This window comes from Streptomyces erythrochromogenes (assembly GCF_036170895.1).
Classification (GTDB): domain Bacteria; phylum Actinomycetota; class Actinomycetes; order Streptomycetales; family Streptomycetaceae; genus Streptomyces; species Streptomyces erythrochromogenes.
Window position 1 is genome coordinate 1,698,721 of record NZ_CP108036.1, and the last position, 16,941, is coordinate 1,715,661.

15 protein-coding genes are annotated in these 16,941 nt (G+C 74.3%); 5 read left to right on the plus strand and 10 right to left on the minus strand.

Annotated elements, in window-relative coordinates:
• Positions 1 to 34: 34 nt before the first annotated feature.
• Together OHA91_RS07945 and OHA91_RS07950 are read left to right on the plus strand one after the other, a co-directional pair.
• Positions 35 to 796: a methyltransferase domain-containing protein gene (locus OHA91_RS07945; protein ID WP_031158016.1), complete on the plus strand. Its 762-nt coding sequence runs from the start codon at positions 35 to 37 to the stop codon at positions 794 to 796.
• Between the two features lie 215 nt (positions 797 to 1,011).
• Positions 1,012 to 2,607: an RNA polymerase sigma factor gene (locus tag OHA91_RS07950; protein ID WP_031158018.1), complete on the plus strand. Its 1,596-nt coding sequence runs from the start codon at positions 1,012 to 1,014 to the stop codon at positions 2,605 to 2,607.
• Between the two features lie 60 nt (positions 2,608 to 2,667).
• Here the strand turns inward: OHA91_RS07950 and OHA91_RS07955 are convergent, their stop codons facing one another.
• The 6 genes from OHA91_RS07955 to OHA91_RS07980 all read right to left on the minus strand — a co-directional run bounded on the left by OHA91_RS07955 (position 2,668) and on the right by OHA91_RS07980 (position 10,302).
• Positions 2,668 to 4,539, minus strand: a complete 1,872-nt coding sequence (locus tag OHA91_RS07955) for a vWA domain-containing protein (RefSeq protein ID WP_381622542.1) — start codon at positions 4,537 to 4,539, stop codon at positions 2,668 to 2,670.
• Positions 4,482 to 5,543 carry an ATP-binding protein gene (locus OHA91_RS07960; protein WP_266496815.1) on the minus strand — a complete coding sequence of 354 codons (1,062 nt, stop codon included), beginning with the start codon at positions 5,541 to 5,543 and terminating at the stop codon, positions 4,482 to 4,484. The genes OHA91_RS07955 and OHA91_RS07960 overlap by 58 nt, the downstream gene beginning before the upstream one ends.
• A gap of 101 nt (positions 5,544 to 5,644) precedes the next feature.
• Entirely contained in the window at positions 5,645 to 6,079 is a 435-nt protein-coding gene (locus OHA91_RS07965; protein ID WP_031158024.1) for an SRPBCC family protein, read from the minus strand.
• Positions 6,080 to 6,132: 53 nt separating this feature from the next.
• Complete coding sequence (locus OHA91_RS07970; protein WP_328738924.1) at positions 6,133 to 7,506, minus strand: amino acid permease; 1,374 nt, start codon at positions 7,504 to 7,506, stop codon at positions 6,133 to 6,135.
• 75 nt (positions 7,507 to 7,581) lie between these two features.
• Positions 7,582 to 9,795, minus strand: a complete 2,214-nt coding sequence (locus OHA91_RS07975; RefSeq protein ID WP_266493438.1) for a phage holin family protein — start codon at positions 9,793 to 9,795, stop codon at positions 7,582 to 7,584.
• A gap of 102 nt (positions 9,796 to 9,897) precedes the next feature.
• Complete coding sequence (locus OHA91_RS07980) at positions 9,898 to 10,302, minus strand: hypothetical protein (RefSeq protein ID WP_031158030.1); 405 nt, start codon at positions 10,300 to 10,302, stop codon at positions 9,898 to 9,900.
• A gap of 141 nt (positions 10,303 to 10,443) precedes the next feature.
• On the opposite strand from OHA91_RS07980, the gene OHA91_RS07985 reads away from it, so the two are divergent.
• Together OHA91_RS07985 and OHA91_RS07990 are read left to right on the plus strand one after the other, a co-directional pair.
• Positions 10,444 to 11,220 carry an MBL fold metallo-hydrolase gene (locus OHA91_RS07985; protein WP_031158033.1) on the plus strand — a complete coding sequence of 259 codons (777 nt, stop codon included), beginning with the start codon at positions 10,444 to 10,446 and terminating at the stop codon, positions 11,218 to 11,220.
• A complete protein-coding gene (locus tag OHA91_RS07990; RefSeq protein ID WP_328738925.1) occupies positions 11,217 to 11,864 on the plus strand; it encodes a DedA family protein in 648 nt (215 codons plus the stop codon). Before OHA91_RS07985 ends, OHA91_RS07990 begins: the two co-directional genes overlap by 4 nt.
• A gap of 203 nt (positions 11,865 to 12,067) precedes the next feature.
• On the opposite strand, the gene OHA91_RS07995 is transcribed toward OHA91_RS07990, so the two are convergent.
• A complete protein-coding gene (locus OHA91_RS07995; protein WP_037634163.1) occupies positions 12,068 to 13,039 on the minus strand; it encodes an NHL repeat-containing protein in 972 nt (323 codons plus the stop codon).
• Between the two features lie 207 nt (positions 13,040 to 13,246).
• Between OHA91_RS07995 and OHA91_RS08000 the strand changes: the two genes are divergently transcribed.
• Entirely contained in the window at positions 13,247 to 13,705 is a 459-nt protein-coding gene (locus tag OHA91_RS08000; protein WP_031158040.1) for a MarR family winged helix-turn-helix transcriptional regulator, read from the plus strand.
• Here the strand turns inward: OHA91_RS08000 and OHA91_RS08005 are convergent.
• The 3 genes from OHA91_RS08005 to OHA91_RS08015 form a co-directional block, all read right to left on the minus strand.
• Complete coding sequence (locus tag OHA91_RS08005) at positions 13,702 to 14,799, minus strand: MBL fold metallo-hydrolase (protein ID WP_031158042.1); 1,098 nt, start codon at positions 14,797 to 14,799, stop codon at positions 13,702 to 13,704. The two genes, OHA91_RS08000 and OHA91_RS08005, sit on opposite strands and share 4 nt — an antisense overlap.
• A gap of 86 nt (positions 14,800 to 14,885) precedes the next feature.
• Entirely contained in the window at positions 14,886 to 16,100 is a 1,215-nt protein-coding gene (locus OHA91_RS08010; protein ID WP_328738926.1) for an aminotransferase class I/II-fold pyridoxal phosphate-dependent enzyme, read from the minus strand.
• Between the two features lie 120 nt (positions 16,101 to 16,220).
• Entirely contained in the window at positions 16,221 to 16,793 is a 573-nt protein-coding gene (locus tag OHA91_RS08015; protein WP_031158046.1) for a TIGR03086 family metal-binding protein, read from the minus strand.
• Positions 16,794 to 16,941 lie beyond the last annotated feature (148 nt).

A 16,941-nucleotide genomic window follows, 5' to 3' on the forward strand; every position in this document is an offset into this window, starting at 1 on the left:
GGTCGCCCGGCGCCCGACCTGCGACGATCAGTACATGACGCGTACTTTCGACCATCTTGTCGCCGAGGCCGAGTCCGTGTCCGTGGACGGCTGGGACTTCTCCTGGCTCGACGGGCGGGCCACCGAGCAGCGTCCTTCCTGGGGGTACCAGCGCCTGCTGGCCGAGCGCCTGGCCCGGGTCCGGTCGGCCCTGGACATCCAGACCGGCGGCGGCGAGGTCCTCGCCGGGTCCGGTCCCCTGCCGCCCTTGACGGTGGCCACGGAGTCCTGGCCGCCCAATATCGAGCGGGCGACCCGGCTGCTGCACCCGCTGGGCGCGGTGGTGGTCGCTGACTCCGACGAGCCGCCCCTGCCCTTCGGCGACGAGGCCTTCGAGCTGGTGACCAGCCGACACCCGGTGACCATCTGGTGGGACGAGATCGCCCGGGTGCTGACACCGGGCGGAACGTATCTCTCGCAGCAGGTCGGCCCGGCGAGCGTCTTCGAACTCGTCGAATTCTTTCTCGGGCCCCAGCCCGAGGAGGTGCGGCGCGCCCGGCACCCCGACGACGCGGTCGCCGACGCCACGAAGGCGGGCCTTGAAGTCCTGGACCTGCGCTCCGAACGGCTGCGCACCGAGTTCCACGACATCGGAGCCGTGATCTACTTTCTACGGAAGGTGATCTGGATGGTGCCCGGCTTCACGGTCGGGCAGTACCGGGACCGCTTGCGCGAGCTGCACGAACGGATCCAGCGCGACGGTCCGTTCGTCGCGCACACCGCCCGCTTCCTGATCGAAGCCCGCAAAACGGGCTGACACGGAGGGCGGACGGATCCACGCCGGATCAGGTTGCCCGGTCGCAGCGTGGCGCAGGTCACTCAATTCAGCGCGTAACGAATCGACTCGGGCATGCGATGAACCGACAGGTGTCCTCGCGCGGCCCGGAATACAGACCCCCCTCGGGTCTGTTTCCCGAGTTCGCGCGATGATGTCCCGCCCACCCCATATTTGTTCGCAACGAGAGGCTCCTTGTGTCGCTCAGCCCGTCCCGTACGTTCCCTCCGGAGATCGCCGAATCCGAGGCCCTCGTCGCGCTCGTCGAGCGCGGCCGCGAGCAGGGTCACATCAACGGTGACGACGTGCGCCAGGCCTTCGAGGCCGGCCGCATCCCGGTGGACCAGTGGAAGCGGGTCCTGCGCAGCCTGAACCAGGTCCTCGACGAGGAGGGTGTCGCCCTTCACGTCAGCGCGGCCCCTGCCACCAAGGCTGCCGCGAAGAAGCCCCGCAAGGCTGCCGCCGCCCCCGCCCGCACCGTGGCCAAGAAGGCCGCCGCCGCGCCCCGCCCCATCGGTGCGCGCAAGACCGCGGCCCCGGCCGCGGCCACCACGGTCACGTCCACGGCCTCGGCGATATCCGCTCCGTCGGCCGCCGCGGCTGCGGAGGCGGCGCCGGCCGAGGCCGCCGCCGAGCCGAAGAAGCGCACGGTCAAGAAGACCGCCGCCAAGAAGACCGCCGTGAAGAAGACCGCCGCGGCGAAGAAGACCAGCGCCAAGGACTCCGACGAGGGCGAGACCCCGGCCGTCGAGGGCGAGGACTGGGCGGCCGAGGACCTCGTCGACGAGGCCGAGGAGGAGGCGCCCAAGGCCGGCGCCCAGGGCTTCGTGCTGTCCGACGACGACGAGGACGACGCCCCGGCGCAGACCGTCATGGTCGCCGGCGCCACCGCCGACCCGGTCAAGGACTACCTCAAGCTCATTGGCAAGGTGCCCCTCCTCAACGCCGAGCAGGAGGTCGAGCTCGCCAAGCGCATCGAGGCCGGTCTCTTCTCCGAGTACAAGCTCGAAGAGGAGGAGGACCACAAGCCCGCCTTCAAGCGCGAGCTGGAGATCCTCGTCGAGGACGGCCGCCGTGCGAAGAACCACCTGCTGGAGGCCAACCTCCGTCTCGTGGTCTCCCTCGCCAAGCGCTACACCGGCCGCGGCATGCTCTTCCTGGACCTGATCCAGGAGGGCAACGTCGGCCTGATCCGCGCCGTGGAGAAGTTCGACTACACCAAGGGCTTCAAGTTCTCCACGTACGCGACCTGGTGGATCCGGCAGGCGATCACGCGTGCCATGGCCGACCAGTCGCGCACGATCCGCATCCCCGTCCACATGGTCGAGATCATCAACAAGCTCGCCCGTGTGCAGCGCCAGATGCTGCAGGACCTCGGCCGGGAGCCCACTCCGGAGGAGCTGGGCAAGGAACTCGACATGACCCCCGAGAAGGTCATCGAGGTCCAGAAGTACGGCCGCGAGCCGATCTCCCTGCACACCCCGCTGGGTGAGGAGGGCGACAGCGAGTTCGGTGACCTCATCGAGGACTCCGAGGCCGTCGTGCCCGCGGACGCGGTCTCCTTCACCTTCCTCCAGGAGCAGCTCCAGTCGATCCTGGGCACGCTCTCGGAGCGCGAGGCGGGCGTGGTCTCCATGCGCTACGGCCTCAACGACGGCCAGCCGAAGACCCTCGACGAGATCGGCCGCGTGTACGGGGTCACCCGTGAGCGCATCCGCCAGATCGAGTCGAAGACCATGTCGAAGCTGCGCCACCCGTCGCGTTCGCAGGTGCTGCGCGACTACCTCGACTGAGTCGATCTCCACCAGCACGCCCCCGACCTGCGCATCCGCGGGCCGGGGGCGTTCTGCGTCTCAGGACAGCCGGAAGACCGGGCCCCTCGGGGTGAAGGGGAGGGAGGCTCCCTGGGGGATCAGGTAGGCGTGTTCGCGGCGGATGCGCAGGGTGTCGCACCAGCCGTCGGTGATGACCAGCAGCGGCGCCGCGGGCGGGAAGTCCTCGGCCCGCTGGAGCAGGTCGATGCCCGGCTGGAGCACCGTGCCGCCCCGGCCGCGGACCCGGACGCGGCCCGCGATCTCGGTCGGCGGCACGTAGCCCGCGTCGTACGGCGCCGCGTCGCAGAACACGACGCGCGCCGCCGGTACGTCCCGGGCCTCGGCGTACGAGGCGATCGCTCCCAGCGCCTTGCCGAGCAGGGCGGCGTTCATCGACCCGGAGGTGTCGAGGACCACGCCGAAGGTGCAGCGGGCGATCTCCTCGGGCGGGAAGTACCGGCCAGCGCGCGGGATGCCCGGGGTCGAGGCCTGGCGGCGCGCCGGGCGGGCGTAGGACCGTACGGCCTCCGGCCTCGGCACGTACTCGTCGAACCAGCGGGCGAGCCGGGCGTCCCAGGGCACGGGCGGGTGGGCGAGGGCCCGGATCTCCTGGACGAGCCCGGCGGGCAGCAGGCCGCGCCCGTCGCGGACGTGCAGGTCGAAGCCCTGGACGAGGCCGCGCCGGTAGAAATCGTCGAGGTCCGCGTACGGGCGCCCCGCGCCGTGCGCGAGGGGCTCGCCCAGGATGTCCCCGGCCCCCTTGCCGCGCAGGGTGGCCAGGCGCCGCATCCGGCGCAGGTCGGTGGCGATCCGGTCGTACACCTCCTCGACGGAGAGCCCGCGCAGCGCCGGGTCGTGCAGCAGCCCCTCGGGCATGCTGCCGATCCGCATCTCCACCAGCCAGTCGTTGACGACGTAGTCGGCGGCGACGTTGTGCAGGTACGGGTCGCGGCCGCCGCGGCGCTCGCCGTGGCGCAGGGCGGCGTGCAGCATCTCGTGGGCCAGGATGAACCGCCACTCGTCGTCCTCGAAGGTGCGCAGCGGGTTGATGTAGATCTCCCCGGCGGTGGCGCTGACGGCGGCGACGGCGATGTCCTGGGCGCGGGCCAGCTCGGCGTCGGCGACGACGGTCAGGCCGGCGGCGAGCCCGCCGAGCAGCGGGTACGAGGACACGAACCAGTTCAGGGCCCGGTCCCAGGGGCGTTGTGCCACGCGTTCGCCGGTGGTCCGGTCACGGCGGCCGCCGGCCACGTCCATGGCGGCGGAGACGCTGCGGGTCAGGGCGGCGGCGAAGGCGGTCTGCCAGTCGGGGACGGCGGTGCTCCAGGTCCGCCAGGTGGTCAGGACCTGGTCGGGGGCGCGCCCGGCGGTGCCGCAGTGCTCGTAGGCGGCCGGGATGCCGTCGCGGCGCCAGCGGGCGGCGAGCTCGTCCTCGTCGCCGCCCGGGTAACCGGCGGGCAGGTGGTCGGGGGCGCGGCCGACCGGGAAGGTCAGCAGGAAGCGGTTGACGACCGCGCAGCGGGCGGCGAGGTCGAAGCGGTCCGGCTGGGTCCGGTTCTCGTCCTTGGCGGCGGGGACGTGGCCGAAGCCGAGGTGGAGCAGGGCGTGGGCGATCGTCCAGGCCCACTCCCGGGGCTCGGCCCGCCGGGTGGGGTGGACGTGGACGACGCCGTTGGAGGTGATGGTGGCCAGGCCCCCGTCCGGGGACTCCGGGCAGCCGGCCTCGCGGCAGATCTTGCCGTCGAGGGCGCCGAGGGCCGGGTTCTGCTTGACCAGTGCCAGGCCCTCGGCGAAGGCCTGGGTGGCCGGGTCGGGCTTGGCGGCGGCCTTCGCCCGGGCCTTTCCGCTCCGGCTCACCGGCGGGCCTCGACCAGCCGGGGCATGTCGCGGGCGGCCTCGATCAGGAACCATCCGGGCAGCACGGGCAGGCCGTCGGCGTCGTCGGCGATGACGGTCTGGGCCACCTCGACGGAGATCTCGGCGAGCTGGACGAGGAGCGACTTGAAGCGGTACGTGTGCTGCCGCAGGGCGGGCGAGACGTGTTCCTTCTGCGCCGGGAGCTCCTTGAGCAGGCGGCCGCGGAAGGCCTCCGCGAGGTAGTAGAGCAGGTCGCGGTCCTGGAGCCGGGCGGGCCAGGAGGCGTCGCCCTTCACGATGGCCTCGATGCCGAAGGTGTGGCGGACGATCTTGGCGTAGCCGCAGAAGGAGACGGCGTGCGCAGGGGTGAGCGTGCCGTGGGCGACCACCTTGAGGGTCTCCTCGTCCAGCTCCGTGCCGAAGGAGTGCAGGGCGTCGGAGAGCATGTGCCAGGAGCGCGGGGTGGAGAAGGGCTCCTCGGTCTTGGGCGGCTGCGACCAGAGGTGGTCGGGGCGCTCGGTGAGGTAGTCGGTGACCCACGGGTGGATGCCGTGCTCGCCGGCCCAGACCAGCCAGTCCTGTGCGGACGCCTGGAGGTGGACGTGGGTGAGGCGGTTGACCAGGGCGGAGGCGATGGGCCGGGCCAGCGCGTTGTCCGTGGCACGGTTGCCCGCGCCGATGACGATGGAGCCGGCGGGCAGTTCGTAGGAGCCGATCCGGCGGTCGAGGATCAGCGAGTAGAAGGCCTTCTGGACGTCCGGGCCCGCGGCGTTGAGCTCGTCGAGGAAGAGGCAGTACGGCTCGTCGCGGGCGATGGCCTCGGGCGGGCAGAAGACGGAGCGGCCGTCGCGGATCTGCGGTACGCCGATCAGGTCCTCGGGGGCGAGCTGCGTGCCGAGGAGGCTGACGCACTCCAGGCCGAGGGAGTCGGCGAACTTCCGCACGAGCGAGGACTTCCCGATGCCGGGCGCCCCCCAGAGGAAAACGGGCCGCACGGTGGCGAGGCCGAGCAGCAGTTCGGGGATCTGGGCGGGGGTGACGGTGACGGCAGCCTGCACGGGCGGGATGGTCCTTCGGGGCGGGGCGGTGTGTGGTGCGGCCAGTGTGGTCATACCGCGCACCGCCCGGCATCCGGTTTTTCGCCGGACGCCCGCCCGGTTCAGGTCTCGATGAGGTGCTTGAGCTTCTCCTCGTTCAGCGGCATCTCCTTGCGCGCGTAAGGCTTCACGACGAGCGGTACGAGGACCCTGCCGATGCCGTGCCCCTCGAAGTCGAGGCTCAGGGTGAGCCGGGAGCGCGTCCCGTCGCCCAGGGGCTCGACGGTGCCCCGGACGTCGCCGCGGACCGGGCCGTCGATGCCGTGCAGGTGCCAGCTCCTGGGCGGGTCGTACTCGGTGAGTTCCATGGTCGTCGGGAACTCGCGCCGCCCGATGCGCCGCCGTACGGCGATGAGCGAGCCGACGGCCGGGTGCTCGGAGCCCCGGACGGACACGGCGCTCTTCTGCCACTCCGGCAGGTGGGAGGCGTCCGACACGTAGGAGAAGACCTCTTCGGGACTGCGGTCGATCTCGATGCTTTCTCTGATCGCGGACATGGCGGCCCTTTCGTGCCCCCTAAAGGCGCTGTCCTTCCACGCTACCGCGCAGGTCAGGCGACTGTCCGCTGCCTGCGGGCGGCCATCACGGCATAGACGGCGACGCCGGCGAAGAGGAAGAGCACGCCCTGGTAGACGGCGGCGTAGCCGGAGCCGGCCACCAGCCACATGGAGAAGCCGAAGGCCAGGACGGCGAGGGCGCCGTCGCGGACCAGGCGCCCCCGCCCGACGCGCTCGCCCTGGCCGGAGAGCAGGAAGTAGATCTGCGCGGCGGTGGAGAGCAGGTAGGGGACGGTCGCGGTGAAGGTGGTGACGAGGACCAGGATCTCGAAGACGCCGTCGGAGCCGGCCGTGTAGTTGTAGACGGTCAGGGCGGAGGCCAGGGAGGTCGTGACGACGACGCCGACCACGGGGACGCCGCGCCGCTTCTTCTCGAAGGCCCGCGGGAAGAGCCCGTCCTTGGCGGCGGCGTACGGGGTCTGGGCGCTGAGCAGGGTCCAGCCGTTGAGGGCGCCGGCCATCGAGACGACGGCGGCGCAGGCGACGAGGGTGCCGCCCCAGGTGCCGCCGAACATGGCGTTGACGGCGTCGGTGAAGGGGGCTTCGGAGGAGACCAGCTTCTCGTGGGCGACGAGGCCGAAGACGGAGAGGGTCCCGAGGAGGTAGACGACGGCCGCGCCGGTGGTGCCGAGGATCGTGGCCCGGCCGACGTTGCGGGCGGGGTCGCGGACCTCTCCGGCGCTGACGGCGGCCGACTCCACGCCGAGGTAGCTGAAGAGGAGGATCGCCGCGGAGGCGGACAGCGCGCCGGCCGGGCTCTGGTCGGTGGCCTGGAACGGGCCGAGGTTGGCGGGGTCGAAGAAGAACAGGCCGCCCACGGCCACCAGCAGCAGCGGGGCGAACTTCAGCACGGTGGCGACGAGTTGGACGGCGCCGACGTAGCGGGTGCCGGCCAGGTTGGCGAGCGCGGGGAGCCACTGCATGGCCAGGGCCGCCAGGCACATGGACCACTTGTGCTCGCCGATGGCCGGGAAGAGGACGGAGAGGTAGCCGACGGAGGCGACGGCGAGGGCCGCGTTCGACACCCAGGAGGTGATCCAGTAGCTCCAGGCGGCGAGGAAGCCGGCGAAGTCGCCGAAGGCGGCGCGGGCGTAGACGTACGGGCCGCCGGTCTGCGGGTGGCGGTGGGCGAGGCGGCCGAAGACGAGCGCGAGGGCGATCGCTCCGAGGGTGAGCACCGCGAAGGCGAGGAGGCTGATGGTGCCGAAGGGTGCGACCGAGGCGGGGAGGAGGAAGATCCCGCCGCCGATGATGTTGCCCATGACCAGGCAGGTCGCGATGGGGAGGCCGAAGCGCCGGGCATGGGGGTCGCGGCCCGGCTCGGGGGGTGCGGTGGCCTCGGCGGGCAGGGCTGCGGTGCTGGTCATCGGTGGTGCGCCTCGGGTCGTCTCACATGGTGGGCGGGTCGACACATGGTCGGCCACGGTGCGGGACGTACCAAATCAGCGGGTTTCGTCCCGCGCGGGCGACCCATCGGAAGGAAGGATTCCGCCCAGGGGGCCTTCCGGCGGGGAATCCTGCGGCGCCTCTCGGGAGGTCCCCCTGCCGACCGCCCCCGCGGCCCGGGCCGGCGGGGCGGCCGCGTACCGCCCCGCGTCGCGGGGCGCGGGCTCCCACGCCCACCTGTCCCCCGGCGGAGCCACCGGCACCTGGGGGCCGTCCGCCTCCCTGAGCCAGCGCCGCAGTACGCCGTGCACGGCCTCCGCGCCGACCAGCTCCTCCCCCGGGTCCGACAGCTCCGCGGGCCACATCAGGAACGGGTGTCCCTGCTCCCCGCCCAGCCCGCCGTGCGAGCCGATCTGCTCCTCGAAGGCGTGCACCGCGCCCGTGTCCGGGTCGTACGCCGAATTCACCATGATGTCGGCCACGTGCGGGAAGGCGTCGGTCCGGCGGACTGCCGCGGCCGCGCCAGGACCGAAGGGGGCCAGCAGCTCCTCCGCCTCGCCGGGCACGTCCAGCCGGGCCTCGGCCCCGCCCGGTCCCAGCACCACCCCGTCCACCAGGAGGAAGCCCACGCCGGGGTGGTTCGCCAGGGTCGCCAGCAGCGCGGGGTGCGTGCGCTCGATGCGGGCCCGGGAGGCCCTGCCGGGGACGTCCGGGAAGGAGATCAGGGCGAGGTTGCCGGAGGCCAGCACCACCGGGTCGGAACCCGGCCCGGGGCGGGCCTCCTCACCCTCCTCCACCGGCCGGTGCAGGGCCGCGAGGACCGCCGCGCGGGCCTCGGCCCCGCTGCGCGTACCGCCGGCCTTGCGGGAGACGGGCAGTCCGCAGCCCGCCCGCACCAGGTCCTTGAGGGTCAGCCCGTACCGCGCCAGGAAGGTCTCCCCCGGACTCTGGCCGTGGTCGGAGAGCAGCACGATCCGGTACGGGCGCGGCGCGTGCTCGGCGACCCGGGCGAGCAGCGCGAGGCTGCGGTCGAGGCGTTCCAGCACCTGGTCGGTGTCCCGGCCGCGCGGGCCCGAGTGGTGCGCGACCTCGTCGTAGGCGACGAGGTCGGCGTAGACCGCGGAGCGTCCCGCGAGCATGTCGCCGATCACCGCCGCGACGACCACGTCCCGTTCGACCACGGTCGCGAAGGCCCGGATCAGCGGGTAGAGCCCGCCGCGCGAGACCCGGGGCCGGTCTCCGCGGATCCGTGCCCGCAGGGACTGGCCGATCTCGCGGACCGCGTCGGCGACGAAGGACAGGGCCGTGCGGACGGCGTTGGCCGGATCGGAGAAGTACGCGAAGTAGCCGGAGCGGGACCGGTTGGCCCGGCCGCGCCGCGCCGAGACCGAGAGCACGAGCGCCAGCTGGTCCGCGCCGCCGCTGAAGAGGTTGCCCCGGCTGGCCCCGTCGAGCGTGAGCAGTCCGCCGTCGCCGGTGCGCTCGATGGCCCGCCGCTGGAGTTCCGCGGCGCTGGTGGGCCGGTTGCAGACCATCACCTCGCCGGTGTCCTTCTCGTACCAGCGGAAGGCGGGCACGTCGAAGGTGGAGCCGTGCAGGATGCCGAGCTGGCTGGCGCCGGTCTGGCTCGACCAGTCCGTGCGCCAGGACGTGACGCGGTGGCCGCGCTCCAGCCAGTCGGCGACGGTCGGCATCAGCGCGTTGCTGCAGGCCTCGCGCAGCACCTCGTACCCGACCCCGTCGAGCTGGAGGACCAGCAGCCCGGGCGCGGCCGCCCCGGCCCGGGGCGCGGCCCCGCGGCCCTGCCTGCGGCGGCGCCGGTCGGCGAGCCGGTAGAGCCGGCGCCGGTAGGCCTCGTCGTCGCGCACCGCGAGCGCGGTGGAGGTCGCCGAGGCCACCGCGGACATCACGGCGGCGACGACGACCGCGGTCTCGGGGGCGGCCTCGCCCCGCCCGTCGGGGATCAGTCTGAGCGCTATCAGCAGGAGCGAGCCGTTCAGGAAGAAGACGAGCAGCCCGAGCACGAGGGCGGGCACGAGCAGCAGGGCCCGCACGAGCGCGGGCCAGACGAGGGCGCTCAGCAGGCCGAAGGCGCCGGCGCCCCAGGCCGCGGTGAGGCCGATCTGCGTGATGCTGTCGCCGTCGTCGGACTGGAGCCGGAAGTCGGGGAGGATCCCGGCCAGGGCGAGCATCGTCAGGGTGGACACCGCCCAGACGAGGGCCACCCGCACCAGGGCGTTGCCCGTGGTCCGCCACCGTCGTCGCCGCACCGTGCCACCCCCTGGGTCGTCCTGCGCTTCCAGGCTCGCACAGCGGGGGCGGCCCGGCCGGGCGGCCGGGACGGCGTACGGGAGTGCGCGGCGGGGCGGCGGTCAGGTGCCGTCGTAGCCGGCGGTCGGCATGGACAGCCGGCGGTGCACCTCGGCCTTCATCGCGGAGGTGTACCGGGGCTCTTCGCCCCCGGCGGTCTCCAGGCGCACGCCGCGCCGTTCGCACTCGGCGGTGAACTCCTCGACGCAGCCCAGTGCGCGGGCCAGCACCCGCTGGTTGGCGGCGACGAAGAGGTCGACCCGCCCGATGGCTATCTCGGACCAGAACCCGCAGTTGTCCGCGCGCATCCCGTAGACCAGCAGCTGCTTGGTCACGACGTAGCCCCGGTCGGCCGCCCAGCGTGCGCACACGGCGTGCTGGCCTCGGGTGTCCACGGCGAAGGGGTCGGCGTCCAGGTCTTCGAGCGGGGCCAGGCTGGCGATCGCGGCCACGCGCAACTCTTCCATGCCGCCGGACCCTACTCCGATCCGCCGCCCGAGAGGAGGGGCTGCCGGCTTCGGATTCCGACGCGGTGGCGGGAGCCTCCGGCCCGGCATGATGGGTAGGACACCCCGAGGCTGGCGGGACGGCGAGGGAGGGAGGGCCTGGTGCCGGTGGAGATCACCTGGTGGGGCCATGCGACGTGCACCGTCGAGGATTCCGGGGTGCGGCTGCTGACGGACCCGTTGTTCACGCGGCGGCTCGCGCACCTGCGGCGGCGGCGCGGGGCGCTCCCGCCGCCCGAGGCGGCTGCGGCGGACGTGGTGCTGGTGTCGCACCTGCACGCGGACCATCTGCACCTGCCGTCGCTGGGTCGGCTCGCGCCCGGGACCAGGCTCCTGGTGCCGCGGGGGGCCCGGCGGGCGGTCCCGGGGCTGGCCCGGCTCGCCGGGCTGCGCGGGCTGACGGTGACGGAGACGGCGCCGGGCGAGGAGGTCCGCGTGGCGGAGGGCGTACGGGTCCGGGCGGTCAGCGCCCGGCACGACGGGCGCCGCCTGCCGTTCGGGCCGCACCGCGCGCCGGCGCTCGGATACGTGGTCCAGGGCTCCGCGCGGACGTACTTCGCCGGGGACACGGGGCTGTTCGACACGATGGCCGAGGAGGTGGGGCCGGTGGACGTGGCCCTGCTGCCGGTGGGCGGCTGGGGTCCGTACCTGGGGCCCGGGCACCTGGACGCCGGGCGGGCGGCGCGCGCGCTGGCGCAACTGGCGCCGGCGGCGGCGGTGCCGGTCCACTACGGGACGTACTGGCCGGTGGGGATGGACGCGGTGCGGCCGCACGAGTTCCACGCGCCGGGCGAGGAGTTCGAGCGGCGGGCCCGGCAGCTGGCGCCCAAGGTGACCGTGCGGGTACCGGGACACGGTGAGCGGGTGCGGCTGCCGTGACGCTCCGCGACCTCACGGCGGTGGCAGCGGCGGCGGCCGCGGGGGCCGGCCAGGTGCCGCCGGAGACCACCCGGCAGGCGGTGGGCTACCCGGCGTTGTTCGTGCTGGTGGCGCTGGGTGCGCTGGTGCCGGTGATTCCCACCGGTGCGCTGGTGAGTTCGGCGGCGGTGGTGGCGTTCCACCACCAGGCGCCGTACGGGGTGCTGCTGGTGTTCGCGGTGGCGGCGGTGGCGGCCTTCACCGGGGACCTGGCGCTGTACTGGCTCGGGCAGCGCGGGGTGCGCTCCCACAACGGTTCGCGGTGGCTGGAGGCGTTGCGCGGCCGGGCCACGCCCGAGCGGCTGGCGCAGGCGCAGACCCGGCTGGACGAGCACGGGGTGACGGTGCTGGTGCTCTCCCGGCTGGTCCCGGCGGGCCGGATCCCGGTGATGCTGGCCTGCCTACTGGCGGAGCTGCCGCTGCGCCGGTTCGCCCGCGGCGACGGCCCCGCGTGCCTGGCCTGGGCGGCCGCGTACGGGCTGATCGGCATCCTGGGCGGCTCGCTCTTCTCGGAGCCGTGGAAGGGCGTGGCCGTGGCGGTCGGCCTGGCGCTGCTGATCAGCGCGGGCCCGGCGGCTTGGCGCCGGCTGCGCCGCAGTCCGTGAGCGGGCCGCCGGAACACCAGGGGGTGCCCGGCGGACCAGGGTCGCTCGGCCCGGGTCGTCAGGTGCCCTGGCGCCCGCAGGGCCGAGGGGTGAGGCCGGCAAGGCGGAGGAGGGAGCCCCCGCGCGGCGTCGGCGACTGACGGCCGACGCCGCAGGCCGCGGTGCCGGGCCGCCCGGGCGCGGCCTGACCGGCAGGACACCCCTTAGGGGGCCTCGTGCCGGCCGTGGCCCGGCCGGGCGGCCTGCGGCGGGAACGCGAGGCCCGTCGGCGTGTTGAGGCCGGTGAGGGCGAGCGTCACCTGTCCGCCGCCGGTCTCCCGGACCCGTACCACGCGGTTGTTGAAGCCGTCGGCCACGTACAGGCCGCCGGAGCCGTCGAGCGCGAGGCCCAGCGGAGAGCTCAGGCCGGTGATGGGCACCGTACTCTGCGGGCCGCCGCCCGCGGGCACCTTCACGACACGGTTGTTGCCGCTGTCCGCGATGTACAGGTCGCCGGCGGCGTTCAGGGCCAGCCCGGTCGGCTGGGAGAGGCCGGTGGTGGGGACGGTGGTCTGGCCGCCCCCGCCCGCGGCGACCTTGACGACCCGGTCGTTGACGAAGTCGGAGACGTACAGGCCCCCGTCGGACGCGATCGCCAGCCCCCAGGGGTGCAGCAGCCCGGTGGTGGGGACGGTGGTCTGGCCGCTCCCGTCCGCGGCCACCTTCACGACCCGGTCGTTGAAGCTGTCGGCGATGAAGAGGCTGCCGGCCGGGTCGACGGCGAGCCCCAGCGGGCGCGACAGGTTGACGGTGGGGACGACCGACTGTCCCCCGCCGTCCGGAGGCAGGACGACCACCCTGTTGTTGCCGGTGTCGGCGACGTAGAGCCGGCCCGCCGCGTCCCAGGCCAGGCCGGTCGGCCGCACCAGGCCGTCGAGGGGCACGGTGCTCTGGCCGCCGCCGTCCGCGGGCAGGGCCACCACGCGGTTGTTGCCGTAGTCGGACACGTACAGCGGCGGGCCGGCGGGCGATCCCGCACCGCCGGGCTGCGCGGCGCCGGCCACCCCGCCCGCGAGCGCGCACAGCGCCAGCAGTCCCGCGGCGGCGGCCAGCCGCCGGGTCCACCGCCGGGCGGCCGGGCGGCCCGCGGGGGCCGGCGGATCGATCGTTCGCGACTCGGCCGTCTTGCGTTCCACGACTCACCCACCTGATCTGGACGGTCGGCCCGGTGCCGTACCCCCGCCGACCTTAGGAACCGCCGCCCGGGGGTGCGGGAGCCACGCCACCGGTACCCGCCCCGGCCACTCCAATGCCCGCCGCCGCGGGGGCTGGACCTCAAGTGCGGTTGGGTTCGTAGGGTCGTGGATCAGCAGACCTGAAGGACCTACGGGGAGTTGATCGCCATGGAGTACTCGCACGACGACGCCGGACTCCTCCAGCAGCCCATCGGCTACTGGAGCTGGGCCGCCTACGACGCGGTCGTCACCCGCACCCGGGGCGCGCTCGCCTCGATCGGCACCACCCAGCCCCAGTGGTGGATCCTGGCCCAGGTGGCCCGGGCCGAGGAGGTGCGGACCCGCGACGAGGTGACGCGGACCCTGCGCGGCTACCTCTCCGTGGGCGACGAGGCGCTGGCGGAGGAGATCGACACGACCGTCGCCCGGGGCTGGATCGCGCAGGACGACGAGGGCCGCCTCGCGCTCACCCCGGAGGGCCTGGAGTTCTTCGGCCGCGCGGAGGCACTGCAGAAGCAGCTGTGGGACGAGCGGCACGACGGCATCTCGGACGAGGAGTACCTGGCCACCCTCAAGGTGCTGCAGCGCTTCATCCACAACACGGGCGGCCGTGCCTGGCACCACTAGGCCGGATCCGGGACGGGGGCCGTATCCGGGTCCGGGAGGGTGCGGGAGGCTCCGACCGGGAGGTCCCAGAGGTCTTCGCGGGGCAGTCCCGACCGGGACCAGGCGGCGAGGGTGCGGTGCAGGGGCTCCATGACCGGCTCGGCGGAGAGCACGAAGGCCGCCCAGTGCATGGGGGCCATCCTTCGGGCCCCGAGGTCGAGGCAGGCCTGGACGGCTTCCTCCGGGTCGGCGTGGACGTCGCCGAGCCACCAGCGCGGGGCGTACGCACCCACAGGCAGCAGGGCGAGGTCGATGCCGGGGTGGCGGCGGCCGATCTCGCGGAACCACCGGCCGTAGCCCGTGTCCCCCGCGAAGTAGACCTTCCTCGGGACCGGGCTCAGGGTGTCGGTGAGGATCCAGCCGCCCCACAGGGACCGGCAGGTGTCGATCAGGGACCGCTTCGACCAGTGGTGGGCGGGGACGAACTCGAACCGTACGCCGCCCAGTTCGGCCGATTCCCACCAGTCGAGGTCGGTGACCCGGGTGAAGCCGCGGCGGCGGAACCAGCCCGCGAGGCCCGCCGGGACGAAGAGGGCGGTGTCCCGGGGCAGCCGCCGGATGGTGGGGGCGTCGAGGTGGTCGTAGTGGTTGTGGCTGATCACGACCGCGTCCACCGGCGGCAGGTCCTCCCAGCGCACCCCGACGGGCGTCATCCGGGAGGGGGTGCCGAGGATCCGCCGGGACCAGACGGGGTCGGTCAGCACGGTCAGTCCGCCGGTCCGCAGGACCCAGCTGGCGTGCCCGGCCCAGGTGACGGACACCGCGCCGGCGGCCGTCGCGGGCAGCGGGCCCGGCTCGTACGGCAGGTCCGGGATGCCGCGCAGCCCTTCGGGGCCGGGCCGGAAGGCACCCTCGCGGGCGAGCCGGGCGAAGGCGCGCACGCCGGGGAGCGGAGTGGTCAGCCGGTCGGCGAACGAGCGGGGCCAGCGGCGCCGTGCGCCGAGCGGGCGCGGGGCGGACGGGTGCGGGGCCGGCCGGGTGGCGCCTTGGCGTACGGGCCCCGCGGCGGGGGCGGCCGGGGCGGGTGCGGGGGCGGCGTCCGTCCGGTCGCTCATCGAGAAGTCTCCGTTCACCGTGGTCGCGGGTGCGGGTGCGGGTGCGGGTGCGGGGTCGCGGCGGGCCGGGCGGCCCGCCCGGGTGGTCAGGCCAGCCCGGCCAGGACCGATCCGAGGAGGTCCAGGGAGCTCCGCACGTGCGGCAGTTCGAGCGGATCGCGGGCGGTGAGCGCGGCCAGCCGCTCCTCGGGCGTGGCGCCCAGCAGCGGCCCGGTGGACAACCTGACCCGCAGTGCGCCCAGTTCGTCCGCGAACCGCTGTCCGCCGGGGGTGGGCGCGCCGAGCCGGGCGCCGAGCCAGTCCTCCAGTTCCATGGCGTCGCCGACGCCGTGCCGGGCGAGGCCGACGCGCAGCGGGGTGAGGTCTGCGTACAGGTGCCGTCCGGCCTGCGGGGGCCGGGCCAGGCCTCCCGCCGTGCGGATCTCGCGGTGCGCGGCGGCGGCCACCAGGCCGTGCAGGCGGGCGGCCGCGTACGCGCGTGCGGCGACGGCGTCGGGTTCGTCGAGGGCGTGCGCCGCGGCGCCGGCGACGGGCCCGGCGACCACCGCGCCGGTGGCGGTGAGGACGTCGAGGGTGCCGGCGCGCAGCCGCACCCCGCGCGGTGTGCCGGGGAAGCGGACCACGGCGGCGGGCCAGCCGGCCGGCAGCAGTGCCCCGGACAGGTCGACGAGGACCGCCGCCTGTTCGGGCAGCATCTCGGCGGGGCTCAGGACGAGGTCGTCGTGGGGCCGGTGGACGGTGTCGCGCCAGCTCTCGTCGCTGACGACGAACAGCCCGGCGGACTCGGCGGCCTCGCACGCCTCGCGCACCAGCTCGGGCGGCGGGACGGTCGCGGTCGGGTCGTCGGCGACCGACAGCAGCAGCACGCGCGGATCACCGCCCTCGGCGCGCACCCGCCGTACGGTCTCCAGCAGGGCGTAGGGGTCGGGCACGCCGCCGCACTCGGCGGGGGTCGGCACATGGTAGGCCCGCCGCCCGAGCAGTCTGACCTGCGGGGTCCACCAGGCGGGACAGGGCCGGGGCAGCATCACGTCGCCCCCGTACGCTCCGAGGAGGGCCAGGAGCAGCGCCGGGGCGCCGGGTCCCGCCGCCACGTTCTCCGGTGAGGTGGCCAGTCCGCGCCGGCCCCAGTACCGGCAGCCCGCCTCGCGCAGCGACAACCCGCCGCCCGGGGGCTGCGGGGAGGAGCGTCCGGCGGCCGCGCCGAGGACGGAGACCAGATCGGAGAGCACGGGCAGGCCGGGCTGCGGCGCGGGCGGGCCGTAGCGGACCGGGCCGCGGCCCTCCGCCGTGCGCTGCATCCCCTCCACCGCTGTCCGCCTTCCGCGTTCGTCGCGCCGCACTCCCCGACCCTGACCTTTATACGATTATTTGGCCGGATATGCCCTGTCGGGCGCCGCCCGTCGGCCCGCCGGCCTCCCTCAGCCCGTTCGCCCCACCATCGCGAGCAGCCTGGTCTGCGCGTCCGCGCCCGCGGGGACCTCGACCGGCTCGGCGTACATGCCGCTGGCCGCGAGTGCGTCGGCGTACGGCATGACCTCTTTGATCGAGAACTCGACGAGGGTGTCGGGCAGCCGGTCGTCGGCGCCGATGCCGCGGCAGAGGTCCCAGGTGTGCACGACGCAGTCGGCGGTCAGCTCCGAGCAGTACGCCGACCCGAGCGCGGGCCCGTACGAGAGCCGGACGGTCCGCTCCAGTGCGCCGGACGCGGCGAAGGCGGCGTGCGCGGCGCCCGAGGCCCTGTCCCACGCGGCGACCGGGTCGTCCCCCAGCACGTCCCCGGAGAAGGCGTCGCCCAGCTCCTCCACGGTGCGGCCCTCGGTGATCAGCGGCGGGATCCAGAGCTGCTCCCCGGTGACGTGGTTGACCAGGTCCCGCACCGTCCACTCCGAGCACGGGGTGGGCGCGTCCCACTGGTCGCCCTTCACGGCGCGCACCTGCTCGCCGAAGAACCGCAGCGCTTCGGCGTGCCGTTCGAGCAGCGTGTCGGACATGGCTCCCACCGCCCTCCGCCGGGGGTGACATCCCCCTGGTGCAACTCTCCTCGCCCCCGTACGGCCCTGCCACCGACCCACCCAACCTCCTTGTCAACCAAGGGCAGTGTCCACATGTCAAAACGCATATCTCGAATGGCGAACTGAT